Source organism: Chromobacterium sp. LK1 (genome assembly GCF_001043555.1).
GTDB classification, from domain to species: Bacteria; Pseudomonadota; Gammaproteobacteria; order Burkholderiales; family Chromobacteriaceae; genus Chromobacterium; species Chromobacterium aquaticum.
In genome coordinates this window covers 111,115-135,478 of record NZ_LDUI01000018.1, presented here as the reverse complement: position 1 = coordinate 135,478, position 24,364 = coordinate 111,115, and the positions used below count along the sequence as shown (strand labels likewise).

Here is a 24,364-nt window from a genome sequence, read left to right as displayed (position 1 = left end):
AGCCGCGCCCTTAGGAGATGAAATGAAGCAGCCGCAGCAAGGTTTCACCCTGATCGAACTGGTGGTCGCCGTCGCCATCGTCGGCATCCTGATCGCCATCGCCGTGCCCAGCTACAACACCTATGTGCAAAAGGGCAACCGGGCCGCGGCGAAAACCGCGCTGCTGGACCTGGCCTCGCGCCAGGAAAGCTATTACTCGCTGAACAATGCCTACACCACGCAGATGGCCAGCATGGGCTATTCCAGCAATTCCAATATCGCCATCCCCAGCGCCACCCAGAACTACTACACGCTGAGCGTGGCCGCGGTCAGCAGCGGCACGCCGCCCGGCTACACGCTGCAGGCCACGCCGGTGGTCGGCAGCGTGCAAGCCACCGACGCCTGCCAGGTCTACCAGGTGGACAATCTGGGCAACAAGACCAATGTCAACGCCTCCGGCAGCGCCGTCACCACCAGCGGTTGCTGGTGAGCGGGCCATGGCCATGCTCGCCCGGCCGCCGGATGAACGTTTCACCGCCGCGGCGCCGTCATGGACAGCGGCTCAATCCCACTGCAGCGCGCCTTTCTTCCATTCATAAATAAAGCCCACCGTCAGCACGCCCAGGAATACCGCCATCGCCCCCAGGCCGAAACCGCCCAGTTCTTTCAGCGTCACCGCCCAGGGAATCATGAAGGCGACTTCCAGATCGAACAGAATGAACAGGATGGCCACCAGGTAGTAGCGCACGTCAAAGCGCATGCGCGCGTCTTCGAAGGCCTCGAAGCCGCATTCGTACGGCGACAGCTTTTCCGGGTCCGGCCGGTTCGGCCCCAGCAACTTGCCCATCAGCAGCGGCACCACACCTACCAGCAGCCCGACGACGATGAATAACAGGATGGGAAAGTAATTCTGCAACATGGGGCCTGCTCCTCCGAATTGTGAATAAAAGGAGATAGACCATCCTGAAACCACAAGTTTACCGCCAGAGAAAATATCCCGGCGGGAAGCCCATCACGGCTCGCCAGCCACATCCGCCAACAGGGCGCTCAGCGCCGCCAGATGGGCCTCGACCTCGGCTCGCACCGCTTGGATCGAGTCCAGTGGCGGCAACTCGGCCTGATGCAGGCTTTCCTCCAGCCTGGCGGCGACGGCGGCCAGTTGCCCCAGGCCCAGCGTGGCTGCGGTGCCCTTCAAGGTATGCGGCAAGCGCAGCGCCGCGCTGTGGTCGCCGGCTTTCAAGGCCACCTCCAGCTCAAACATGTCATTGGAGTGGGATACGATAAAACGGCGCAGCAGATCCAGATACTTGTCGGCGCGGCCACGCATCAAGGCCAGGCCGCAAGCGATGTCCACGCCGCAGGTATCCGCCAGCGCCTGCAGGCAGGCCTGCTCCCTCGGTCCCGCTTCCACTGCCGGAACCGATGCTGTGGCATCCGCGCTGACACCGCTCGCCGGCAACCATTTGAGCAGGGCGGCGAACAACAGCGCCGGGTCCACCGGCTTGGCGACAAAATCATTCATGCCCGCCTGCAGACAGGCCTGCCTGTCCTCGGCGAAGACATTGGCGGTCATCGCCAGCACCGGCAACAACTCGCAACCCGGCAGCCGACGAATCTGCCGCGTGGCCTCCAAGCCATCCATCACCGGCATCTGCACATCCATCAACACCAAGGCATAGGCTTGAGCCTGCACCATGGCCACGGCCTCACGCCCGTTCTCCGCGGTGTCCACCCGCATTCCGACATCCTGTAGCAGCTCCAACGCTACCTCGCGGTTGATCACATTGTCTTCCACCAGCAAGAGTAAGGCTCCGCCACTGCGCTGGCGCAGACCATCCTCAACGCCGGCTTCGGCCGATATCGGCGACGCCGCCGACAGCATGCCACGCTCCAGGCAGGCGCTGAACCAGAACAAACTGCCCTGCCCGGGTACGCTGCTGACGCCGGAATCGCCGCCCATCGCCTGCGCCAGATGCCGGGTGATGGCCAGGCCCAGGCCGGTGCCGCCATAACGTCGGGTCGTGGCCGCGTCTTCCTGCTCAAAGGCTTGAAACAAGCGCGGCAATTGCTCCGGGGCGATGCCTATGCCGCTGTCTTCCACTTCAAAACGCACCTGCACTTGCCGCGCGTCGGCCTGCAGCACCTTGGCCCGCAGCACGATGCCACCGCGGGCGGTGAACTTGACGGCATTGCCCGCGTAGTTGAGCAGGGCCTGGCGCAAGCGCGTCAGATCCCCGCGCAGCCACAAATCTCCCTCATCGCACTCCAGTTCCACGCTGAGCCCCTTGCTGCGCGCGCTGTCCTGGATCAGATTGCGCACATGCTCGACTACCGCGCCCAAGGTCAAATCCTGATCTTCCAACTGCAGTCGGCCAGCCTCGATCTTGGACAGGTCGAGAATGTCGTTGATGATGGAAAGCAGGTGCTGAGCGGCGGCATCTATCTTGCCCAGACGCTCCTGCTGCAGCGTGGTGGCACCATCCCGACGCAGCAGATGGCTCAGCCCGAGAATCGCATTCATCGGCGTGCGGATTTCATGGCTCATATTGGCCAGGAAGGCGCTCTTGGCGCGGCTGGCGGCTTCAGCGCGCTCACGCGCGTCGGCCAGCTGCAAAGTGCGTTCAGTCACCAGTTCCTCCAGATGGCTGCGGTGACGCTCCAACTCCTCATGCAAGCGTTTTTTCTCGGTGACATCCTCCTTCACCGCGACAAAGTGGCTGATGTGGCCGTCCTGCTGCCGGATCGGGGAAATAGCGGCGAACTCATGATAGAGCTCGCCGTTCTTGCGGCGGTTGATCATCTCGCCATGCCAGGGCTGCCCCTGCCGCAAGGCATTCCACAATGCCTGGTAGGTGGCGCGCGGCGTCAGGCCAGACTGCAGCAAGCGCGGATTGCGGCCCAGCACTTCCTCTCGGCTATAGCCGGTGGACTGGACAAAGGCTTCGTTGACATACTCGATATTGGCCTGCACATCGGTGATGATGACGCTCTCCGGGCTTTGCTCCACCGCCAGCGACAGCTTGCGCAATTGCTCTTCCGCCAGCTTGCGTTCCGTGATGTCCATGCAAATGCCGGACAGGCGCTCCACGCCACCCTCCGCATCCAGGAGGAAACGCCCCTTGGCGCACAGCCAACGCAGCTCGCCGCTCTCGTGGAAAACGCGGTATTCCGCCTCGAAGGCGGCATCGCTGCCTAACGGCGGCCGCCATTGCTTTTCGATTTCCAGCCAATCCTCGGGCAGCACCCGGCGTTGCCAGTCGTCGCGGCTCTGCAGCGCGCCGGGGGCCGCGCCATACAGGCGCTCGCACTCCGGCGAGAAATAAATGCGCTTGCTGCCGGCATCCCAGTCCCACAGCCCGATATGCGCGCCATCCTGGGCCAGGCGCAAGCGCTGTTCGCTGTCGCGCAGCGCCTCTTGCGCCAGCTTCTGCTCGGTCACGTCGCGGGAAATGCCGAAAATGCCTATCACCTCGCCCTTGTTATTGCGCAACGGCCCCTTGGTGGCCAAGAACACCCGCCGTCCCAAGGTCGTGTCCAGCACCTCCTCGCAGCTTTGCACGCAGTCATCGGCCAGCACCTGACAGCCGATGGCCATCAGCATCTCGGCCTGCTCCGCTGGGAATAAGGCCCGGTCGTCCTTGCCCAGCATTTCCTCTCCGCTCTTGCCGACAAACCTTCCCGCGGCCTGATTGAACAGCAAGTAGCGGCCTTGCCGGTCCTTGGCGAAAATAGCGTCATCCGAGCTGTCCACCAGCGCCTCCAGCAATTGCAGAGTATTCAGGTGCGCCTCCTGCTCCTGACGCATGCCCTGCTCGCGAGCCAATTGCTCGCGCTGGCTCAACAACAGGCTCACCGCGCCCAGCATGAACAGGCCAAACAAGCCGAATAGAGCGGTACCGACCGCATCGCCCAGCATGCTGGCATAGAGCTCGGACTGGTCCTGTTTAACCAATAAAAACCAATCGGTGCCGGCGATCTGACGCACCACGCCCACCACCGGCACTCCGCGATGATCACGCGCCCAGATGGCGATGCCCTGCTCGCTTTCACCGCGCAAGACCCGGGCGATCAATAGCCGTGGATCATTCAATGGCGCGCGCCGTGCGCCGTGCTTCGCATCTCCAGGCTCCAGCTGATTCAGAAACACTACCTGGTCGCCCTCCCGGCGCGCCAACACAGTCTGCTCGCTATGACCCTCTCCCGAGCCGCTGAACAGCAGGGCATGCACCCAAGTGGCCTCGGACTGTAATACCAACAACGATGACCCAGGGCCCTTCAGCGGCACCAGGAAATCCAGCCGCAGGCGGTCCGCGCCGCTGAAATAGGGGCCGATGCGGGCCAAGGTTCCTTCCCGGGACGCCAGGGCCACAGACGCTTTCATCGGCGCGCCGGGCTCGGGCAGAACCTTGGCGGAACACCATTGCGTCTTGCCCGCCGCATCCAGCAGACAAGCGCCGCCGAAACCCTCGCTTTGACTCAGGCCTTCCAACCGCCGCTTGAAATCGGTGGACGACACAGCGCCCAACGCCCCGTCCGGCCAGGCGAACGCTATGCTGGCGCGCACGGTATCGGCATGTCGTTGCTGTTCACGGAACCAGTTGGCCAATTCCTTGCTCTTCGCCGTGGCCACCGAACGTAGTTGTTCCGCCGCGCGCGCCTGGTGCTTGCGCACGGTCTGAGACACGCCGACCACGGTGCAAATCAACAGCAGCAGCGCGATCAAGCCTGACCAGCGGTGCTGGCGCCAACCGGCCTGAACGGCCGCGCCGTCGGCGGAGCGCGTCAGCCGCGCCAACAAGACATAGAGCAGCAGAGAAGTCACGACGATGAACAGCCAGCCTTTCAAAGTACTGACCAGCAGCCACTGCAGCGGATCGGCAAACAGGGAACTGACGACGCGATCGGACAGCGCCACCCATAGCGAAGCCACCACCGCGTAAGTCAGCACCACGCTGGCGGCGCCGCCTCGGCTCAGGCCCTCGACGATGCCAGCGTTCCATTCCTTGGTCTGCTTCATGTTTTCATCACTGAAGGTACCGAATCCGGCGCGGCGCTCAGCCTTGCACATCCGTCAAGCCGGGCGCCGCCGACACGGAGAGCCCCTCTCTCCCCCCAAGGACGTGCCACCGCCGACGCCCCGTTCCAACAGTATAGAAAGCGCGGCGGACCGCCGGACGCCGACGAAACGACGGAAAATATCGGTTACACTATTAAGCCAACGGCATCCCTATCCTCGATGCCCGCGCCGTTCCGGCCCTGGCCCCAACCCCGACGCCAGTTTCGCCTTGCCTCCCCACCCCTTGGGCAAGCCGCGTGCAGGAATAGCCGTATCGGGCCCGCAGCCTGCTCGCCGGACACCTCGCTCACAACATCATTCCATTCCGGCGCGACAGACATGCCCGACCATGCCCAAGAAACAGCAAGGGCAGAGCACGCCGACGGAGGCCCGCGCCCGGCCGTTCAATAACAAAATAGAGGTATCAACCATGCATCTTGCCCTGCAAACCTTACTGACCCGGGTCCGTCAACGCGACCCGGAGCAGCTGGAATTCCACCAGGCGGCGGCTGAAGTGCTGCACAGCCTGGACGGGCTGCTAAGCCGCCATCCGCACTATTTCGACCACGGCTTGCTGGAACGCCTGCTAGAGCCTGAGCGCGTGATCCAGTTCCGCGTCTCTTGGGTCGACGATCACGGCCGGGTCCAGGTCAACCGCGGTTACCGGGTGCAGATGAACAGCGCGATAGGCCCGTACAAGGGAGGGTTGCGTTTCCACCCGGCGGTGACGCTGGGCACGCTGAAATTCCTGGCCTTCGAACAGACGTTCAAGAACGCGTTGACCGGCTTGCCGCTGGGGGGCGCCAAGGGCGGCGCCGATTTCGACCCCAAGGGCAAGAGCGACGGCGAGGTGATGCGCTTCTGCCAGGCTTTCGCCTGCGAGCTGTTCCGCCACATCGGCGCCGAGACCGATGTGCCGGCCGGCGACATCGGCGTCGGCGCACGTGAAATCGGCTATCTGTTCGGCCAGCACAAACGTCTGTGCAATCAGTTTTCCGGCGTGTTCACCGGCAAGGGGCCTAGCTACGGCGGCAGCCTGATGCGGCCGGAAGCCACCGGCTACGGCCTGGTGTATTTCGTCGAGCGCATGCTGGCCACCCGCGGCCAAACGCTGGCCGGCAAGCGCGCGGCGCTGTCCGGTTCGGGAAATGTCGCCTTGTACGCGGCGGAAAAGCTGCTGGCGCTGGACGTCAAGGTCGTCAGTCTGTCGGATTCGGAGGGCACGCTCAGCCTGCCGGCGGGTCTGAGCCCGGCCCAACTGGACGCGCTGATGGAGCACAAACACCAGCGCCGTGGACGTCTGGCCGCTTTCGCCGCCAGCCACAGCCTGGACTTTCTCGTCGGGCAGCGGCCATGGCGTCAGCCCTGCGACATCGCGCTGCCCTGCGCCACCCAGAACGAGCTGGACGCCGACGACGCGGAAGCGCTGCTGGCCAATGGCTGCTTTTGCGTGGCGGAAGGCGCCAATATGCCGTGTTCGCCGCAAGCGACGCTGCGCTTCCAGCAGGCCGGCGCGCTCTATGCGCCGGGCAAGGCCTCCAATGCCGGCGGCGTGGCGGTGTCGGGCCTGGAGATGAGCCAGAACGCCTCCCACCTACCCTGGAGCGCGCAAGAGGTGGACGCCAGACTACGCCGCATCATGGAGGACATCCATGCGGCCTGCGTCCAGCATGGAAAGCTGGCGGACGGCGGCATCGATTACGCGCTGGGCGCCAATGTCGCGGCCTTCGGCAAGGTGGCCGCGGCGATGTTGGCCCAAGGCGTGATCTGAGCCGGACGCTCATGTAAAAGCCCCGCCGGATGGCGGGGCTGTGTAAGAACCTGTTTACGATTTGCTGCGCGTCGCGAGACGTCACACGGTGAGTACGTCTTCGAAATGCTCATGTACCACGCGTACATTCCGTTTTCTCAGCCGCAACGCCCTGTCTCGCCTTAGCTCGCGAGACTTTCAACAGGCTCTAACATCGAATAGAAAACGCCTCTAGAACAACTGATCTTTGACGTTTTCCACCGCATCCTGCGCGGCGGGCTTGTCCTGCGGCTCGCTGGTGCCGCCGCTGGCATCGCCGCCGGCGCCCGGCACCGCGCCGTGGTTGTCCACTTTCAATTCCGGATTGGTCTTCTGGAATTCCTCGTAGTAGTACTCGTCGCCACCGCGCTGACCGGCGCCGGCCTTGACCACGATGCCCTGCGGCACCGGCATGTCCACCTCCGGCTGGCCCTTGAGCGCATTGGCCATATAGTTGATCCACACCGGCAGCGCCGCGGTGCCGCCATAGCCGTAGCGGCCCAGCGAACGCGGCTGATCGAAGCCCACCCAGGCGGCCGCCACCAGATTGGGGTTGTAACCGACGAACCAGGCATCCTTCCAGTCCGAGGTGGTACCGGTCTTACCGGCCAGATCGGTGCGACCCAGGCTCATCGCGCGATAGCCGGTGCCGTAGCGCACCACATCCTTGAGCATGGAACTCATGATGAAGGCGTTGCGCGGATCGATGGCTTGCGGCGCGTTCTGGCCGGCGATGGTGGGCACGGTCTTGGCCAGCACGCGGCCGGACTGGTCTTCAATGCGGTCAATGAAATAGCCCTTGCTGCGGTAGCCGCCATTCGCGAACACCGAGTAGCCTTCCACCATTTGCAGCGGCGTCACCGCGCCCGCGCCCAGCGCCATGGTCAGGTAGGCCGGGTGCTGTTTGGCGGCAAAGCCGAAACGCTGGATGTACTGCTGGGCGTAATCGGTGCCGGTCGCCATCAGCACCCGCACCGACACCAGGTTCTTGGACTGAGTCAGGCCGCTGCGCATGGTGATCATGCCGGCGAACTTGCCGTTGTCGTTCTTGGGCTCCCAGCGCTGACCATCAGCGCCCACCACCGACAACGGCGCGTCGTTGATCATCGTCGACGGCGTCAGGCCACGCTCGATGCCGGCGGAGTAGATGAAGGGCTTGAAGGTGGAACCGGGCTGACGCCAGGCCTGGGTCACGTGGTTGAAGCTGCGGCGGTTGAAATCGAAGCCGCCCACCAGCGAGCGGATCGCGCCGCTGCGGGTATCCATCGACACGAAAGCGCCTTCCACCTCCGGCATCTGCACGATTTCCCAATAGCCTTTTTCATGCGCGCGGATGCGGATCACCGAACCGCGACGGATCTGCTGCGCTGCGCTGACCTTGCCGCCCAACGCGCGTCGCGCGAAATCCAGGCCGCTGCCCTTGATCACCGCCACCTTGCCGCCGCGCATATAAGCACGAACTTCCGCCGGGCTGGCGGACAGCACGATGGCCGGCAGCATATCGCCGCTGTCGCGCAATTCGCTGATCGCGTCGTCCAGCGCCTCGGTCTGCTGCTCGCCTTCCACGCCGGACAACTCCACCACGCTTTCCGGGCCGCGATAGCCCATCTTGCGGTCGTAATCGACCAGGCCGGCGCGCAAGGCGTCGTAAGCCCACTTCTGATGGCGGCTGTCCAGCGTGGTGTAGACCTTGAAGCCCTCGGTGTAGGCGGACTCCTTGTAACGCTCGTACATCGCCTGCCGCACCATTTCCGCCACATATTGCGCCGGCTGGCTGCTGCTGTCCGCGCTCTGGCTAGCAAGCTTCATCGGCTCGGCCACCGCGGCGTCGTATTGTTCCTGAGTGATGAAATTAAGCTCGCGCATCCGGCGCAGCACGTATTGCTGGCGCAGGCGGGCACGGTCCGGATTGACGATGGGGTTGTAGGCGGACGGCGCCTTGGGCAGGCCGGCCAGCATCGCCATTTCAGCCACAGACAGATCCGCCAGCGGCTTGCCGTAATAGGCCTGGGCCGCGGCGGAGAAGCCATAGGCGCGCTGCCCCAGATAGATCTGGTTGAAATACAACTCCAGGATCTGGTCCTTGGTCAGCGTGTGCTCGATCTTGAAGGCCAGCAGCGCTTCGTTGAATTTGCGGGTAAAGGTTTTTTCGCTGGACAGGAAGAAATTCTTGGCCACTTGCATGGTGATGGTGCTGGCGCCGGAACGGGCATGGCCGGACACCAGATTGCCGACCGCGGCGCGCACCACGCCGACGTAATCGACGCCGCTGTGCTGGTAGAAGCGCTCGTCCTCGGCCGCCATCACCGCCTGTTTCATCAGTTGCGGCACTTCATGGATGCGGGAAAACGAACGACGCTCCTCGCCAAATTCCCCTATCAATTGATTGTCGGCCGAATAAACGCGAAGCGGGATTTTTGGACGATAGTCCGTCAGTACATCAAGACTCGGCAAGCGAGGGTAGGTTATGATGATTGCAATGGCGCCTGCGCCAGCAACCAATACGGCTCCACCTAGAAACAGACCTGCAAGTATTGCGAGGATTCGTCTTAGCATATTTACAATGGGCTTTCACTGGAAACCGGATTATAACGTCTTGTGAAAGCGCGCAAGACAAACAATGGCAGCGACACGCCAAAAAACTGTCGCATAGGACCAATCGAGGCACCTGATGCTTATCGACAAACTTAAAATCGCCCCGTCCTGGCTAGAACCTCTTGGATTGGGGAAAGCCAAGAACGTTCCCATGCTCGGGCTGGATATCAGCAGCACCGCGATCAAATTGGTGGAGCTGTCCCGCGCAGGAAAGAACTGCCAAGTCGAGCGCTATGTGATCGAAGCCTTGCCCAAGGATGCGATCAGCGACGGTAATCTGGTGGAGATAGAAGGCATTGCCGAAACCCTGCGTCGCGCCTGGAAACGCTTGGGCAGCCCCACCCGCCACGTCGCTATCGCCATCCCGACCTCGATGGCGATTTACAAAAAACTGCTGGTGCCGGTCAGCCAGACCGACAATCTGTCCGAACTGATCGAAGCAGAAGCCAATCAGAGCATTCCCTTCCCGCTGGAAGAAGTGAATCTGGATCATCAGGTGCTGGGCCCGGCGCCGGCCAGCATAGATGACCTGGAAGTGCTGCTGTGCGCCGCCCGCAAGGAAAAAGTGGAGGAGCGCGTGGCGGTGGTGGAAATGGCCGGCCTGCGCGCCCAGGTAGTGGACGTCGAGTCCTTCGCCATGATGACCGCCTTCGAGCAGATCGAGCAGCAATTGCCGGAACAGGGCATGAACCAGACCTTCGCCTTGTTCGACATCGGCGCCAGCCGCATCCATTGCAATATCATCCGCAATAATCAGCAGGTCTATTACCGCGAACAGGTGTTCGGCGGCCAGCAATTGACGCGCGACATCCAGCGCCGCTACGGCATCAGCTACGAAGAGGCTGAAAGCGGCAAGCGCGGCATGAGCCTGCCGGACGGTTACGAATCCGAGCTGATGCACCCCTTCGTCGACTCCCTGGCCCAGGAAATCCAGCGCGCGCTGCAATTCTTCTACACCACGGTCAGCGTGTCGCAATATCTGCGCGTCGACTACATCCTGCTGGCCGGCGGCTGCAGCATGCTGCCCGGGCTGGACGACGCCGTCGCCGGCCGCACCCAGATCAGCACCATGATAGCCAATCCGTTCAGCACCATGGTGCAGTCCGGCAATATCCGCCTGAAGGAGTTGCTGATGGACGCGCCCGCGTTGCTGGTGGCCTGTGGACTGGCCATGCGGAGGTTCGACTGATGATACGCATCAACCTGCTTCCGCACCGCGAACAAAAGAAAGCCGCGCATAGATTGCGCTTCCAGGTGCTGCTGGGCCTAACCCTGGTCGCATCTCTGGCGCTGGTGGTGCTCAGCTACCTGATCATCGGCAGCCGGCTGTCCCATCAGCAGCAGCGCAATGACTTCCTGCAAGGCGAAATCGCCCAATTGGACAATCAGATCAAGAATATCGGCACGCTGAAGAAGCAGCGCGATGATCTGCTATCGCGCAAGCAATTGGTGGAACGGTTGGAACAGGGCCGCAATGAAGGCGTGCACGTATTCGACCAACTGGTGCGGCAAACCCCGGACGGCGTCTACTTGAAAAGCTTCAAGCAGACCGGCAACCAGTTCACGCTGTCTGGCTACGCGCTGTCCGGCGCCCGCGTCTCCAACTATATGCGCAGCCTGGCGCAGTCCAATGTCTTCGACGCCCCGGTGTTGATCGAGGTGAAAGCCTCCAGCATCAATAATCAGCGCGTCAACGAATTCACCCTGAACAGCAGCCTGCGCGAACCCGCTCCGGCCAAGAGCGGCCAGCCCGCCGCCACACCGGGAGCCAAGCCATGACGCTGGACGAACTGCGCACGCTGGACCCCAAGGATATCGCCAACTGGCCGGCGCAAGGTCAGGCCATCGCCTTGGCGCTACTGGTCGCCTGCTTTATCGGCCTCGGCTATTTCTTCGTGCTGGGAGACGAACTGGACCGGCTCAACGCCGCCAAGCAGCAAGAGGAGCAGCTCAAGCAGACCTATCTCGACAAGAAACGCCAGGCGGTCAACCTGGACGCGCTGCAACAGCAGTTGAAGGAAATCGACGCCTCCTTCGGCGTGTTGTTGAAGCAGTTGCCGACCAAGTCGAATATGGACACGCTATTGACCGAGATCAACCAGGCCGGTCTCGGCCGCGGGCTACAGTTCGAGCTGTTCCGGCCCAATCCCGAAATCAAGACGGCCGAGATGGCGGAAGTGCCGATCACCATCCGCCTGACCGGCAGCTATAACGACCTCGCCGCCTTCGTCAGCGATGTGGCGCAGCTGTCGCGCATCGTCACCATTTCCGACATCAGCCTGACTCCGGACACCAAAGGCGCCCGCCTGACCATGGATGCCACCGCCAAAACCTTCCGCGCGCTGGAGCCCGAAGAGCGGTCTGCGCAGGCGGTCGCCCACAAGTGAGTCCCAACACCATGAAAAGAACTCTCGCTTGCGTACTGTCCTTCTTGCTCGCCGCCTGCGGCAGCGGCGATACCGACGACCTGCGATTATGGATGCAGACCAGCACCCAAGGCTTGCGCGGCCAGATTGAGCCGCTGCCGCAGGCACAGTCTTATCAGCCCTTCGCCTACCAGGCTTTCGACTTGCTCGACCCGTTCAACGCGCAAAAACTGGCCGCGGCCAAGAATCAGAACCAGGCCAACGCGCCGGATATGAAGCGGCCGCGCGAGGCGCTGGAAAGCTATGATCTGGACAAGCTGGCGGTGGTGGGCGTCATCCGCCGCAGCGGCACCAACTACGGCCTGGTGCGCACGCCGGAAGGCGCGGTCTACCGGGTACAGGCAGGCAACTTCGTCGGACCCAATTTCGGCCGGATCAAGAAGATCGGCGACACCGAAATCGAACTGACTGAAACCGTGGAAGATTTGAACGGAGAATGGGTGCAGCGCAACACCAGCCTGTACCTGGACGAACAAGGGCAGAACAAATGAGCAAGCACTCCATCAAACTGTTGTCGGGGCTGGGCCTGTCCCTGCTGTTCAGCTGCGCCGCCGCCGGGCCCGCGATTACCGCCATCCAGCTGGCGAACGGCGACGGCGATCAGCAAGTGCTGAAAATCAGCTTCGATGGTCCCGCGGTTCAGCCCAATAGTTTCGCGATCGCCAATCCCCCGCGCATCGCCTTCGATTTCGCCGGCGCCAGCGTCAAAATGGCCAAGCCGCAACAGGACCTGGGCGGCTCGCTGGTCAAATCGGCGGTGGCGGTGGAGGCCAACGGCCGCTCGCGGCTGGTGCTGAGCCTGAGCCGCAATGCGCTGTACAGCAGCACCGTGTCCGGCAATATGCTGCTGGTCACGCTGAATCCGAACCTGGGCAGCGCCGCCCAATCCGCGACACCGGTGGAACGACCCGCCGTCGGCGCCCAAGTCGCCGCGCGCCCCAGCCAGCCGCTGGCCGCCAATGCTCCAGCCCTGGCGCTGGACTTCCGTCGCGGCAAGAATGGCGAGGGCCGGGTGGAAATCAAGTTGCCCTCCGCCAGCACCCCGGTCGATATCCGTCGCGAAGGCAAGCAGCTGCTGGTCGACGTGCTGGGCGCGCAACTGGATAGGCAGAACCAGCGCCGGCTGGATGTTGCCGACTTCGGCACCCCGGTGGCCAAGATCGATGCCCGCAACCAGGGCGGCAACAGCCGCATCCAGATTCAGCCCCAGGGCGATTGGGACTTCTCCTCCTACCAGACCGATGGCCAATTGGTGGTGGAAGTAAGACGGCCGACGCCCGAATCCGCCAGCGCCGCCGACAACAATCAAAAGCCGCAATATAAGGGCGACAAGCTGTCGCTGAATTTCCAGAACATAGAAGTGCGCACCGTCTTGCAGGTGATCGCCGAATTCACCGGCCTCAATATCGTCACCAGCGACACGGTGAGCGGCAATATCACGCTGCGATTGAAGGACGTGCCCTGGGACCAGGCCTTGGACCTGATCCTGCAAACCAAGGGCCTGGATCAACGTCGCGCCGGCAACATCATCCAGATCGCGCCGCGCGAGGAATTGCTGGCGCGCGACAAGCAAGTGCAGGAAGCCAGACAGCAACTGGCCACGCTGGAGCCGGTGCGCTCGGAAACCTTCGTGCTGCGCTACCGCTCGGCCGAGGACTTCAAGAAGGTGCTGGACGGCACGAATACCACCGGCAAGAAGGAAAGCATCCTGACCGAGCGCGGCAGCGCGCTGATCGACCCCAAAACCAATACGCTGATCATCAACGACACCGGCAGCACCATAGACAAGATCCGCGACATCATAGGCAAGACCGATGTGCCAGTGAAACAGGTGCTGATCGAGGCGCGCATCGTTGAGGCCACCGACAACTGGAGCCGCAATCTGGGCGTCAAACTGTCCTACGACCGGGTAACCAGCAACGGCATCATTTCCGGCGGCGGCCTCACCAACGCCATCACCAACGCCAACGGGAGGATGGGCATCGTCGGCAATGCCACGCAGACGCCCTATGTCATTGCCCCCGGCGTCAACCTGCCCATCACCAACCCCGCCGGCTCGCTGACCGCGCTCTACAGCGTGGGCAAGTCCGCCATCATCGGCCTTGAACTACAGGCGCTGCAGACCGAGAACAAGGGACGGGTAATCTCCAGTCCGCGCATCATGACCGCGGACCGGCAGGAAGCCACGATAGAACAAGGCACCGAGATCCCCTACCAGGAAGCCTCGTCCAGCGGCGCGACCTCGACCTCGTTCAAAAAAGCGGTGCTCAGCCTGAATGTGAAACCGCAGATCACACCGGACAATCACGTGATGCTGGACATCAAGGTCAACAAGGACAGCGTCAGCCCCACGCTGACCGTCGGTGGCACACCGGCGCTGGACACCAAGAAGGTCAACACCCAGGTACTGGTGGAAAATGGCGGCACGGTAGTGATTGGCGGCATCTACCAGCAACAGATCAGCGACATCGTCAACAAAGTGCCGCTGCTGGGTGATATTCCCATCCTGGGCGCCTTGTTCCGCAGTTCACAAAAATACGATAACCGTACCGAGTTGCTGGTCTTCATCACCCCCAGGGTGGTCGACGATCTGAGCGGCAACAATCAGTAAAACGGCGGCGCCTGCCGCCGTTTTCACGCTGCTGCGACGCCGAAAGACAGAGCGGCCAAGCTCGGCTACAATGCCTGCCATGGAGAAACTGGCAGGCAATTTTTTTCTGGTCGGCTTGATGGGCGCGGGCAAGACCACGGTGGGCCGCGCACTGGCACGTCGCACCGACAGAACCTTTTACGATTCTGACCACGAGATCGAGGCCAGAACCGGCGTGCGCGTGGCCACCATCTTCGACATCGAAGGCGAGTTGCGCTTCCGCGACCGGGAAACCTCGGTCATCGCCGACCTAGCCCGCCTGGACAATATCGTGCTGGCCACCGGCGGCGGCGCCGTCATCCGTCCGCAAAACCGCGCCTGCCTGTCGGCCCACGGCACCGTGATCTATCTGCGCGCGACGATAGACGATCTGCTCGCCCGCACCCTGCACGACAAAAACCGCCCACTGCTGCAGATCGCCGATCCACGCGCCAAACTGGAAAGCCTGTTCCAGGAGCGCGACCCGCTCTACCGCGAAGTGGCCGACATCGTCGTCGACACCACGCAACAGAATGTCAGCCTGTTGGTTGCGCGCCTAATGGAGCAACTGGCTGGTCTCCCCCCCAAACACCGCCCCGCACAAGGAAGCTGATTGTGATAAGCCTAGACCTGATCCTGCCTGATACCCGTTACCCTATTCACATTGGCCGGGACTTGCTGGAACAGGTCGAATTGCTGCTACCGCATCTACCCTTGCCCAAGGTCGCCATCGTCAGCAACGAGACCGTGGCGCCGCTGTATCTGGCCCGGCTGCAACAAGCGCTGACCCAGCACCAGATAGAATCCTTCTCCATCGTGCTGCCGGACGGCGAGCGGCACAAGGACTGGAACACGCTGAATCTGATTTTCGACGCATTGCTGTCGCGCAATGCCGAGCGCAAGACCACCCTGATCGCGCTGGGCGGCGGCGTCATCGGCGACATGACCGGCTTCGCCGCCGCCTGCTATCAGCGCGGAGCGCCCTTCATCCAGATCCCCACCACCCTGCTGGCGCAAGTCGATTCCTCCGTTGGCGGCAAGACCGCGATCAACCACCCGCAGGGCAAGAATATGATAGGCGCCTTCTATCAGCCACAAGCGGTGATCGCCGATATGTCGCTGCTGGATACCCTGCCTGAGCGTGAACTGTCCGCCGGTCTCGCCGAAGTGATCAAATACGGCCTGCTCGGAGACGCCGCCTTTCTCAGCTGGCTGGAAGACAATATGCCGCGGTTGCGCGCGCGCGACCCCGACGCGCTGCAATACGCGGTCAAGCGCAGCTGCGAAATGAAGGCGGACATCGTCGGCCAGGATGAAAAAGAACAAGGCGTGCGCGCCTTGCTCAACCTCGGCCACACCTTCGGCCACGCCATCGAGGCCGGCCTGGGCTACGGCGTCTGGTTGCATGGCGAGGCCGTCGGCGCCGGCATGGTGCTGGCAGCGGCCGCCTCCGCCGAGCTGGGCTGGCTCACGCCGGCGGAGCTTGAGCGCGTGCGCGCGCTGATCGCCGCGGCTGGCCTGCCGGTGAAGAGCCCGGCCATGCCGCTGGCGCGCTGGCTGGAGTTGATGAGCCATGACAAGAAGGTCGAGGCAGGCACCATCCGCTTTGTGCTATTGCAACAATTGGGCCAAGCCGCTATCCAGCCAGGCTTATCCTCTGCGATACTCGAAAAAATACTGAATGAAAACAGTTAGAGCGAAAACAATATAAGTACAGATTCGATAAGGATTTTTACGGATTGCCGCTCGCGCCACTTCATCAGAATAATGAATCTACTGGAGATGAGAACGACTGCGGGCAATATCCGGCATCGTGATTGAGGCCATAGCGCACAACGCGACGGGGTTTGCCAGCGGAATCAATTCGCCGCAAAGCGGAAGGGGAGACCACATGGTTGCGTTGAGCGCGTTTGCCGCCAGCTTCGGACTGATGGCAAGTTACTACGCCCTGCGATTCTTATGGAAGAAATTACGCTACACCAAGCCGCGTCAGCGCGGCATTGACCCGGTGGGAGAAGCCGAGGTCTTTCTCGCCTATGGCCGCACCAGCGATGCGGTGCGGGTGCTGAAAGACTCGCTGCGCGACAATCCGGATGACCTGCCGGCAAAAGTCACGCTGCTGCGAGCCTATTCCAGCGAATGCAACCGCGAGGCCTACTGCTTGCTGGCGCGCGATGTTCAAGCGCAAGTCCAAGGCCAGCCGGTCTGGCACACCATACAGGAAAACGGCCGCCGCCTAGCGCCGCAAGATCCGCTGTTCGAAGTCAAGCTCTGAACCGTATTCCTCAATACAAAACAGCCAAGGCGGATGCCTTGGCCGTTTTATTATCGCCGTCGCAAATGCTCAGTCCTCCGCCGCATCCTCATCCTTGAACTGCAAGCTATGCAGCTTGGCGTAGAGTCCCGCGCGCGCGATCAGCTGCGCATGCGTGCCCTCTTCGGCGATCTCGCCTTGGTGCATCACCACGATGCGGTCGGCGCTCTCGATCGTAGACAAACGGTGGGCGATCACGATGGTGGTGCGGTTCTTCATCAGGTTTTCCAGCGCGTTCTGCACCAGGCGCTCGGATTGGGTATCCAAGGCCGATGTCGCCTCATCCAGAATCAACAGCGGCGCGTTCTTCAACAAGGCGCGGGCGATCGCCAGCCGCTGGCGCTGGCCACCGGACAGGCGCACGCCGTTTTCGCCGATCAAGGTGTCGAAGCCTTCCGGCATCGCCTCGATGAACTCCAGCGCATTGGCCGCGCGCGCGGCTTCCACCAAGGCCTCACGGCTGACTTCGTCAACACCGTAGGCGATATTGGCGGCGACACTGTCGTTGAATAGCACCACGTCCTGGCTGACCAACGCGATATGCCGACGCAGTTCATGCAAGGGAATATCCTGCAGCCGCACATCATCCAGGCGGATCTCGCCATGATCCGGGTCGTAAAAACGTGGAATCAGGCTGACCAGCGTGGTCTTGCCGCTGCCGGACGAGCCCACCAAGGCCACGGTCTCTCCAGGCTGCACCTGCAGATTGATGTCGCGCAAGATCTGGCGCTCCGCCGATGGGTAGCGAAAGCCCACCTGAGACAGGGAAAGCTTGGCGCGTGTGCTCGGTAAGGCGGTATGACCATGATCCGGCTCTTCCGGCAGATCGAGGAATTCAAATACCGACTCCGCCGCGGCCAAGCCGCGCTGCATCGCCTGGGCAATGCCGGTGATACGCTTGACCGGTGCGAACAACAGCATCATCGCGGTCAGAAAGGACATGAAATCGCCGGCGGTGAAAGCCCCGCCCTGGGCACGCAGCGTGGCGAAATACAGAATGGCCGCCAGCGCGCAAGCTATCATCAATTGGGTCAGGCCGGTATTGGCCGAGGTGGCCGCGCTCTGCTTGACCGCGTTGCGCCGAATCGCGGCCGCCGCCTGGTGGAAACGCCGGCTCTCGCGCGCCTCGCCGCCATAAACCTTGATCACGCGCTGACAATCGATGCCTTCGCCCAGCACCTGGGTCAGCAAGGCCATGTTCTGCTGATTCTCGCGCGACAGATTGCGCAAGCGCTTGCCCACCACCCGCATGCACAAGGACACCACCGGCAACACCAGCAGGCAGATCAAGGTCAGCTGCCAATCTATATACAGCAGCCAGGCCAGCAGGCTGACCGCGGTGACGCCATCCTTGACCGTGACCGTGATCACGCTGAAGCCGGCCTCGGTGACCTGATTGACATCGTAGGAAACCCGCGACACTAAGCGGCCCGATTGATTGTCGGCGTAGTACTGCACCGGCAGACGCAGCATCTTGGCGAACATCTGCTCTCGCAGCGTCTGCACCAAGTGGCCGGTCAGCCAGCTTGAGGTGTATTCATTGATGAAGCTGGTGACGCCACGCACCGCGAATACGCCGATGATGGCCAAGGGCACCCAGGCGATGGCTTCTGGATCGCGATTGACGAAGCCGCTGTCGATGAGCGGCTTCATCAGTCGAGCGAAGGCCGGCTCGGTCAGCGCCGCCACCGTCATCGACACCAGCGAGATCAGGAATACCTTCCAGTAGCGGCCCAAATACCCCAGCAAGCGACGATAGATCGCCCAATTGCTTTGCAAAGAATGCTTCATCCGTTTCCATCATCACAATGCCCGCATGCGCGGGCGGTCATCAACATGGGCATCAAACGCCCATCGCGTCCAATCCGCTCAAGGTCAGGATCTGCCGCAAATTCCGCTCAGGGGCGAAGCGCGAACGCACATCGTCGCGTCCGGCTTGCGCCCAGGCTTTCATCAGCGCCGGCTGGGTCAGAGCTTGATCGATAGCCGCCGCCCAGGCGGCGCTATCCTCCGGAGCCACCAGCATTCCGGTTTCACCGTGGCGCATGGTTTCCGGAATGCCTCCGGTGTCGCTGGCAAGCACCGGAACACCCAAGCCCAGCGCCTCGATCTGCGACATGCCTAAGGGCTCGTAGCTGGATGGCATCAAGACCAGGTCGGCGCGCGCCAACAAGGCCGCCACCGGGCTGACCACGCCGGCGAGCAAGACTCTATCCTGCAAGCCCAACTGCCGCGCCAGTTCGGCGATCGCCTGCTGCTCCGGCCCTTCTCCAGCGATCAGATAACGCACATCGGGCCACTTGTCCTTCAACAAGGCCAAGGCCGCCAACACCGTCCTATGTCCCTTTTCGCCGCGCAGCATCGCCGCCTGCACCAGCAGAGGACCGGAAGAACGGGACAACCATTGCTCCAACGCTGCCGGCAAGGGCTGCGCGGCGGCCTGATCCAGGGCGGCGAAATCGATGCCGGGGTAGACCACATGCAGTTTGTCGGCCCGTATCGCCGGATTCTCCAACAAGCAACGCTTCAAATAAGCGCTGGGCAACATGGTCGCGTCCACCAGCTGGTTATAGCTCCAGGCCGAGGCCTTGCCCGGCTGATAGGTGCGCGAGCGCAGCAGGAAAGGCCGGCCACGCCCCATCAGCCGCGCGGCAATGGCCAGATTATTGCTGTCGTGACCGCTATGGCAGATGGCCAGTCGCGGACGATGACGTCGCATCCAACCATGTAGCGCGAGAATGGATGGCAGGTGCAGGCTGTTGCGAAAACGCAGCGGCAACACCTCAAGTCCGCGCTGACACGCGACCTCCATCACCCGGCTCTGCGGCCGGCAGGCCAGCATCGGCCTGAACCCTCGCTCCCCCAGCTCGCGCATCTGCTGCATCAGCTGCAGTTCCTGGCCGCCGACATTGGAGGAAGACTCGGTGAACAGCACGCTAACACTCATGCTGCCGCCAACTCCCGCCGCCGCGCCAGGATGATGGCGGCGAACACCGCCACCAACATGCCATAGAACGCGGTCTGCGACACGATCCAGAAATAAGTATCCATCAGGCCTGCTGTGAACTGGCCCGCCACCACCATGCTGCCGCCCGTTGCCGCGAAGCGGGTCCATTCGTCGTTTGCACGCAACCGGGGGAAGAACAAGGCAGCAGGCAGTAAGAACAGTAACAACCCCACAGCGACTCCAGGCACGCCCATTTCCACCCCCATGTTCAAGATCTCATTATGCGGATGCGGAGCTTTGCGAATGAGGTCCGGAGCCGTGCCCTGCTTGATCCTAGCGTTGACCTCGTTGAAATAGCCTTGCTTGCCGACCCCAGCTAACGGATGTTTGCGGATAATGTCGATTGCCTGCTGCCACATCACCAGCCGCGTCCCCATTGAGGAATCTGGACTCTGCTGATAGACACTCAAATCGTGGATACCTTCATTAATACGCTCATGCAGGCGATTCGGCGTCGACATCACCAGCCCACCCGCTAACAGTAGTATCACAACCAGTACCCCCAGAACCCGACCCGCGCGCCAGTGCGACATGCCCAACAAGGCAACCAACAGTAGTGGTGGCGCGATCAGAAACGGAGCCCGCGAACCGGAGCAATAAGCGGCGACCAGGCCGGCAAGCAAACCCAGTAACTTGGCCGCCCACAGCAGGCTTTTCCACTTGGCCCATTGCGGCGACAACGGCAAAGCCAAGGCGATGAAGCCCAGCATCACCGACAAGACACCGAAGGGAATGGGATTACTGAACTGATTCCACGCCCGACTTCCATCCGCCCAATAATATTCAGGGATATGGGTGCTAACATAACCCCATACCATCGTACCCAAGGCACCGAACAAGGCTCCCCAACAAGCTAGAGCCAGCTTCCTGCCACTTAAACGAGCCAATGCGAACAGACAGATGGCAGCCAAGAAGAAGCGCGACGGCGCATCCATCGCCTTGTGCTCAACCATGGGCATACCTAACACCAGCTGGGCCGCCGTAAACGCCAGCGGCAGCGCGAATACCAGCAGCAGGCTCCAGCTCCAGCGGTTATAGACTCCATCCTTCAATAAGGGCAGGGAGAGCAAGGTCGCCAGAAACAGAAAGATATTGGTGCCGCCCTTGACCGTCATGCCCGTGGCGAAGAATAGAAATACGCAGCCCAGCAACAAGCAATGCACGCTACGCCAGCGCGGCTGCGCCGGCTTCAAGTCAAACTCAGTCATTATTATTCCCCACGACTTTCCCATCCAATAAACCAGCAAGCGCCATCTGCACCGCCTGCACAGGAATCGCCCTCATGCATTGAGCATCCGGACAACGACCGGCCTCGGTTCCAGCCTGGCGCGAGCAGCGCAAGGCCCAATCGACATCGCGATAATGCACGCTGCGCTGATTGCGACAGGGAAACCACGCCGGGCCAACGCCTACGCAGGTGAAGCCGGCGAAAAACCGGCTTGCGCCGAACAAAGTCTCACTGCCCGGCCCAAACAGCATCAGCAAAGGCGCGCCCGCCACTTTGGCCAGATGCGCAATGCCGGTGTCCGGACACACGCAGGCGCGGGCGCGGCTCAACACCGCGCGCAATTGCGCCAGGCTCAGCGTGCCGGCCATCACGATATCGTCCGGCCCCGCCTCGACGGCCGACAGCAAATGCAGCTCTCCCGGTCCGCATGACCATAGCACCACGCAGCCGCAAGCCCGGACCGTGGCCGCGACCCGGTTCCAACTGGCCGCGGGCCAGAAGCGGGTCGCCGAACTCGCGCCAACATGCAGCACGACGAAGCGCGGCGGCACGGGCGGCAACCCTTCAACTGCTACCGGCCAATCCTGCAAACGAAACGGCTGGGGCTCGGGGCCGTCAATCAAGCGCGCGGCGGTATCGGTCCAGGCTTCCGGCTGATCCGCATACGCCACCGCCTCGTCCAGCAGCCAGTTCTTGTAGCGTGGTGTTTCACCAGCAAAGCCAACCACCCAACGCGCACCGATGGCGCGGGCGAGGAAGCTGAGCCGGTTCTCGCCCATCAAGTAAACGATGTCGAAACGCGCTTCGGCGAACAGTCGCCGGATTGAGGCGAAATCGCGCGGCTGCCAGGCCAAGGCACGGATACCGTATGGCCGCGTCGCATACAAGGGCGCCTGCCCCGGCGGGCAAGCCAGCACGATCTCCGCCCCGGGGAACTGCTCACGCGCCTTGGCCAACAGGCTGGTCGCCATCAAAGCATCGCCCAACAGGAATTGATGCAGGATCAGCACTCGGCGTGTGCGCGCAGCGCTCGGCTTGCGGCGCAGCCACTGCAAGGGCAGACGCAGCAATAGCGCCGCGAAAATCAGCAAGCGTCCGGGAAAACGTCCCGGCCTCATCTCGATGCCTCTTCGGCGGACAGCAAATCGCGATACAGCGCCAACATCTGCGCCACCATATGCGCCTCACTCAAACCGCGCACGCGCTCGCGCGCCAGTTCGCCTCGACGCTGCCAATCGTCGCGCACGGCCAGCCAGGCCGCCACATTGCGCCGCCAGGCCTCGTCGTCACGCGCCGCGGCCAGCCAACCAGTCAGTCCAGGTTCCAGCAGCTCCGCGCCGCCGCAGCGAGTACTGGTCAGCACCGGCAATCCGCAGGCCATCGCCTCACCCACCACCGAGCCGAAGGGCTCGTACACGGTGGGCAGAATAAAGCCGTCCGCCAGCCCATAGTGGCTGCGCACATCGCGCTGCGGGCCGGTGAAATGCGCGCGCTCGGACACCCCCAGCTGCGCCGCCAGATGCTGATAATGCGCCAGCTTCTTGTCGCCACCGACCACTACCAGATGTACGGCCGCGTGCGGCGCAATGGCGCGCAGCGCCTGGGCCACGCCCTTGCGTTCGAAGCCGGAGCCGACATAGACCAGCACCGGCGCCTGCGGTGGAATGCCGTATTGCTCGCGCAGCACGGCGCGCTGCTCGCGCGCGGCGGCCGGATTGAAGAAATCGCTGTCCACCCCGTTGTGAATCACCGCGCAGCGCCGTGGGTCCACGCCGAAACGGCCGACCACGTCGTCGCGCACCAAGGCCGAATTGCAGATCACCGCGCGCAGCGCCGAATGCCGGAACATCGCGCGCTCGGTGCGCAGCATGTAATGATGATAAGGGTTGCAGAAAGTGCTCAGCCGTCGCCACCATGGCCGCCCTTCCAGGCGCGCGTCCAGCCAGGCCGCGTGCACGCCGTCGCCGGCGCGAAACACATGGCAGCCGGGGATGCGCTCGTGCGATTGCACCAGGTCGGCGCCCGCCTGTCGCCACGCGGCACGCGCGGCGCGGGCAAAGCCCCAGTCGCGCCAGACGCTGCCCACGTAGAACGGTTTGACCCGCAGCGCCTCCACGCCTGGCAGGCTTTCCCAATTGCGGCTGATCAACAGCGGGCTGAGCTCGCCGCCGGCTTGCAATTGCTTGACGATGGCGCTGACGATGCGCTCCGCGCCCCCAGCCGGATTGTATTTCTGCCGGATAATCGCCAGTCGCTTCACACGCTTTCCCTCAATACCGCGTCCACCGCCGCCAGCACCGTCCCCACTTCGATGCGCTGCAGGCATTCGCTTTGCCAGCCACCGCCGCAGCCGGCGTTGCCGCAAGGACGACAGGGCATGGGCTCCGACACCACCCGGTGCGGCACCTGCCACGGACCCCATTCGACATCGCCGGACGGGCCGAACAGCGCGACGCAAGGCGTCTTCATCGCCGAGGCGATATGCATGGGCACCGAATCCACGCCGATATACAAGCGCGCCTGGTCTATCGCCGCCGCCAGCTCTTTCAGGCTCAGCTGACCGGCCAGGCTGGCCACCGGCCGTTGCAAGCGCGCTTCGATCTCGGCGATCATCGCCATCTCTTCCGCGCTGGGCGCAGCCGACAGCACCAGTTGTTCGCCACGCGCGCTCAAGGCGTCGATCAGAGCGCTCATTTTCTCCGCCGGCCAGCTCTTGAACGACCAGCGCGAGGTCGGGTGCACCAGGATGTACTCACCGGACCGCAAACCACGCTCGGCCAGCTTGGCCGCCAGCGTCGCCTCGGCGTTATGCCCAGGCACCAAGACCAGGCCGCGCTGGTCCGCGTCTGGGTAGACGCCGATGCGCCGCAACGCATCCAGGTGGATTTCTATGGTGTGACGGCGATTGCCCGGCACCTGCAAATAGCGGTGGCTGAAACTCTTCTTGAAGAAACGGCCATAATCGCCGTCCGGCCCCACCGACCAACGCGGCGCGAGCAGGCGCGCCAGCCAGGCGCCGCGATTATGCTCGGTCAGCGTGATCACCAGGTCGTAACGGCGAGCGCGCAAGCGGCTCAGCAGGCCCAGTTCGGCGCGGCACTGGCCCAGCACGCCCAGTTTTTTCCAATTGCGGTCTATGGTGTGCAGCTGACCCATGGCCGGGTGCAGGCTCAGCATTTCCCGGGTGTCGTGGTAGACCAGCGCGTCGATCTCCAGATGCGGCGCCTGCTGCTGCAGCGCGGCGAACAGCGGAGAAGTCAGCAGCACGTCGCCATGGTGGCGCAGCTTGATGACAAGCACGCGCCGCACGGCGTTCAGGTCGATGGGATCGTTCAGCATAA

Annotated in this window: 19 protein-coding genes; 10 read left to right on the top strand and 9 right to left on the bottom strand. The window is 62.7% G+C overall.

Annotation, left to right across the window (positions count from 1 at the left end):
• The first annotated feature begins 22 nt into the window (after positions 1-22).
• Entirely contained in the window at positions 23-469 is a 447-nt protein-coding gene (locus VI26_RS09200; RefSeq protein ID WP_048409432.1) for a type IV pilin protein, read from the top strand.
• Positions 470-541: 72 nt separating this feature from the next.
• On the opposite strand, the gene VI26_RS09195 is transcribed toward VI26_RS09200, so the two are convergent.
• Positions 542-898 (bottom strand): NADH-quinone oxidoreductase subunit A, encoded by a 357-nt coding sequence (locus tag VI26_RS09195; protein ID WP_048409431.1) that lies wholly within the window; start codon positions 896-898, stop codon positions 542-544.
• Between the two features lie 93 nt (positions 899-991).
• Positions 992-4,996, bottom strand: a complete 4,005-nt coding sequence (locus VI26_RS09190) for a PAS domain-containing hybrid sensor histidine kinase/response regulator (RefSeq protein WP_053074336.1) — start codon at positions 4,994-4,996, stop codon at positions 992-994.
• 469 nt (positions 4,997-5,465) lie between these two features.
• Here VI26_RS09190 and gdhA point away from each other — a divergent pair, with 469 nt between their 5' ends.
• Complete coding sequence (gdhA, locus tag VI26_RS09185) at positions 5,466-6,806, top strand: NADP-specific glutamate dehydrogenase (RefSeq protein ID WP_048409430.1); 1,341 nt, start codon at positions 5,466-5,468, stop codon at positions 6,804-6,806.
• A gap of 210 nt (positions 6,807-7,016) precedes the next feature.
• Here the strand turns inward: gdhA and VI26_RS09180 are convergent, their stop codons facing one another.
• A complete protein-coding gene (locus VI26_RS09180; RefSeq protein WP_231580990.1) occupies positions 7,017-9,206 on the bottom strand; it encodes a penicillin-binding protein 1A in 2,190 nt (729 codons plus the stop codon).
• Positions 9,207-9,570: 364 nt separating this feature from the next.
• Between VI26_RS09180 and VI26_RS09175 the strand changes: the two genes are divergently transcribed.
• The 8 genes from VI26_RS09175 to VI26_RS09140 all read left to right on the top strand — a co-directional run bounded on the left by VI26_RS09175 (position 9,571) and on the right by VI26_RS09140 (position 16,749).
• Complete coding sequence (locus VI26_RS09175; protein WP_231580989.1) at positions 9,571-10,608, top strand: pilus assembly protein PilM; 1,038 nt, start codon at positions 9,571-9,573, stop codon at positions 10,606-10,608.
• Positions 10,608-11,198 (top strand): PilN domain-containing protein, encoded by a 591-nt coding sequence (locus tag VI26_RS09170; RefSeq protein WP_048409427.1) that lies wholly within the window; start codon positions 10,608-10,610, stop codon positions 11,196-11,198. The genes VI26_RS09175 and VI26_RS09170 overlap by 1 nt, the downstream gene beginning before the upstream one ends.
• On the top strand, positions 11,195-11,806 hold the full coding sequence (locus VI26_RS09165; RefSeq protein WP_048409426.1) for a type 4a pilus biogenesis protein PilO: 612 nt from the start codon (positions 11,195-11,197) through the stop codon (positions 11,804-11,806). Before VI26_RS09170 ends, VI26_RS09165 begins: the two co-directional genes overlap by 4 nt.
• 11 nt (positions 11,807-11,817) lie before the next feature.
• Positions 11,818-12,336 carry a pilus assembly protein PilP gene (locus VI26_RS09160; protein ID WP_048409425.1) on the top strand — a complete coding sequence of 173 codons (519 nt, stop codon included), beginning with the start codon at positions 11,818-11,820 and terminating at the stop codon, positions 12,334-12,336.
• On the top strand, positions 12,333-14,456 hold the full coding sequence (gene pilQ, locus VI26_RS09155) for a type IV pilus secretin PilQ (protein WP_048409424.1): 2,124 nt from the start codon (positions 12,333-12,335) through the stop codon (positions 14,454-14,456). The genes VI26_RS09160 and pilQ overlap by 4 nt, the downstream gene beginning before the upstream one ends.
• 70 nt (positions 14,457-14,526) lie before the next feature.
• Positions 14,527-15,087: a shikimate kinase AroK gene (gene aroK / locus VI26_RS09150; protein ID WP_048409423.1), complete on the top strand. Its 561-nt coding sequence runs from the start codon at positions 14,527-14,529 to the stop codon at positions 15,085-15,087.
• Positions 15,088-15,089: 2 nt separating this feature from the next.
• On the top strand, positions 15,090-16,169 hold the full coding sequence (aroB, locus tag VI26_RS09145; RefSeq protein ID WP_048409422.1) for a 3-dehydroquinate synthase: 1,080 nt from the start codon (positions 15,090-15,092) through the stop codon (positions 16,167-16,169).
• 118 nt (positions 16,170-16,287) lie between these two features.
• On the top strand, positions 16,288-16,749 hold the full coding sequence (locus tag VI26_RS09140; RefSeq protein ID WP_231580988.1) for a FimV family protein: 462 nt from the start codon (positions 16,288-16,290) through the stop codon (positions 16,747-16,749).
• A gap of 69 nt (positions 16,750-16,818) precedes the next feature.
• Here the strand turns inward: VI26_RS09140 and msbA are convergent, their stop codons facing one another.
• Genes msbA through rfaQ form a run of 6 tightly spaced genes read right to left on the bottom strand, consistent with a single transcriptional unit; the run spans position 16,819 to position 24,362 of the window.
• Complete coding sequence (gene msbA / locus VI26_RS09135) at positions 16,819-18,579, bottom strand: lipid A export permease/ATP-binding protein MsbA (RefSeq protein ID WP_048409421.1); 1,761 nt, start codon at positions 18,577-18,579, stop codon at positions 16,819-16,821.
• A gap of 52 nt (positions 18,580-18,631) precedes the next feature.
• On the bottom strand, positions 18,632-19,735 hold the full coding sequence (locus VI26_RS09130) for a glycosyltransferase family 4 protein (RefSeq protein WP_048409420.1): 1,104 nt from the start codon (positions 19,733-19,735) through the stop codon (positions 18,632-18,634).
• Positions 19,732-21,003 carry an O-antigen ligase gene (locus tag VI26_RS09125; protein WP_048409419.1) on the bottom strand — a complete coding sequence of 424 codons (1,272 nt, stop codon included), beginning with the start codon at positions 21,001-21,003 and terminating at the stop codon, positions 19,732-19,734. The genes VI26_RS09130 and VI26_RS09125 overlap by 4 nt, the downstream gene beginning before the upstream one ends.
• A complete protein-coding gene (locus VI26_RS09120) occupies positions 20,996-22,114 on the bottom strand; it encodes a glycosyltransferase family 9 protein (RefSeq protein ID WP_053074335.1) in 1,119 nt (372 codons plus the stop codon). The genes VI26_RS09125 and VI26_RS09120 overlap by 8 nt, the downstream gene beginning before the upstream one ends.
• Before the next feature lie 23 nt (positions 22,115-22,137).
• A complete protein-coding gene (locus tag VI26_RS09115) occupies positions 22,138-23,283 on the bottom strand; it encodes a glycosyltransferase family 4 protein (protein WP_048409418.1) in 1,146 nt (381 codons plus the stop codon).
• Positions 23,280-24,362 carry a putative lipopolysaccharide heptosyltransferase III gene (gene rfaQ, locus VI26_RS09110; RefSeq protein ID WP_048409417.1) on the bottom strand — a complete coding sequence of 361 codons (1,083 nt, stop codon included), beginning with the start codon at positions 24,360-24,362 and terminating at the stop codon, positions 23,280-23,282. Before rfaQ ends, VI26_RS09115 begins: the two co-directional genes overlap by 4 nt.
• Between the last annotated feature and the right edge of the window lie 2 nt (positions 24,363-24,364).

Excerpts from the sequence above, each read along its gene's own strand:
- VI26_RS09190 (WP_053074336.1), bottom strand. The coding sequence starts at position 4,996 with ATGAAGCAGACCAAGGAATGGAACGCTGGCATCGTCGAGGGCCTGAGC.
- VI26_RS09195 (WP_048409431.1), bottom strand. The coding sequence starts at position 898 with ATGTTGCAGAATTACTTTCCCATCCTGTTATTCATCGTCGTCGGGCTG.
- VI26_RS09165 (WP_048409426.1), top strand. The coding sequence starts at position 11,195 with ATGACGCTGGACGAACTGCGCACGCTGGACCCCAAGGATATCGCCAAC.
- msbA (WP_048409421.1), bottom strand. The coding sequence starts at position 18,579 with ATGAAGCATTCTTTGCAAAGCAATTGGGCGATCTATCGTCGCTTGCTG.
- VI26_RS09160 (WP_048409425.1), top strand. The coding sequence starts at position 11,818 with ATGAAAAGAACTCTCGCTTGCGTACTGTCCTTCTTGCTCGCCGCCTGC.
- rfaQ (WP_048409417.1), bottom strand. The coding sequence starts at position 24,362 with ATGCTGAACGATCCCATCGACCTGAACGCCGTGCGGCGCGTGCTTGTC.
- VI26_RS09200 (WP_048409432.1), top strand. The coding sequence starts at position 23 with ATGAAGCAGCCGCAGCAAGGTTTCACCCTGATCGAACTGGTGGTCGCC.
- aroK (WP_048409423.1), top strand. The coding sequence starts at position 14,527 with ATGCCTGCCATGGAGAAACTGGCAGGCAATTTTTTTCTGGTCGGCTTG.
- VI26_RS09170 (WP_048409427.1), top strand. The coding sequence starts at position 10,608 with ATGATACGCATCAACCTGCTTCCGCACCGCGAACAAAAGAAAGCCGCG.
- VI26_RS09130 (WP_048409420.1), bottom strand. The coding sequence starts at position 19,735 with ATGAGTGTTAGCGTGCTGTTCACCGAGTCTTCCTCCAATGTCGGCGGC.
- VI26_RS09125 (WP_048409419.1), bottom strand. The coding sequence starts at position 21,003 with ATGACTGAGTTTGACTTGAAGCCGGCGCAGCCGCGCTGGCGTAGCGTG.
- VI26_RS09175 (WP_231580989.1), top strand. The coding sequence starts at position 9,571 with ATGCTCGGGCTGGATATCAGCAGCACCGCGATCAAATTGGTGGAGCTG.
- pilQ (WP_048409424.1), top strand. The coding sequence starts at position 12,333 with ATGAGCAAGCACTCCATCAAACTGTTGTCGGGGCTGGGCCTGTCCCTG.
- gdhA (WP_048409430.1), top strand. The coding sequence starts at position 5,466 with ATGCATCTTGCCCTGCAAACCTTACTGACCCGGGTCCGTCAACGCGAC.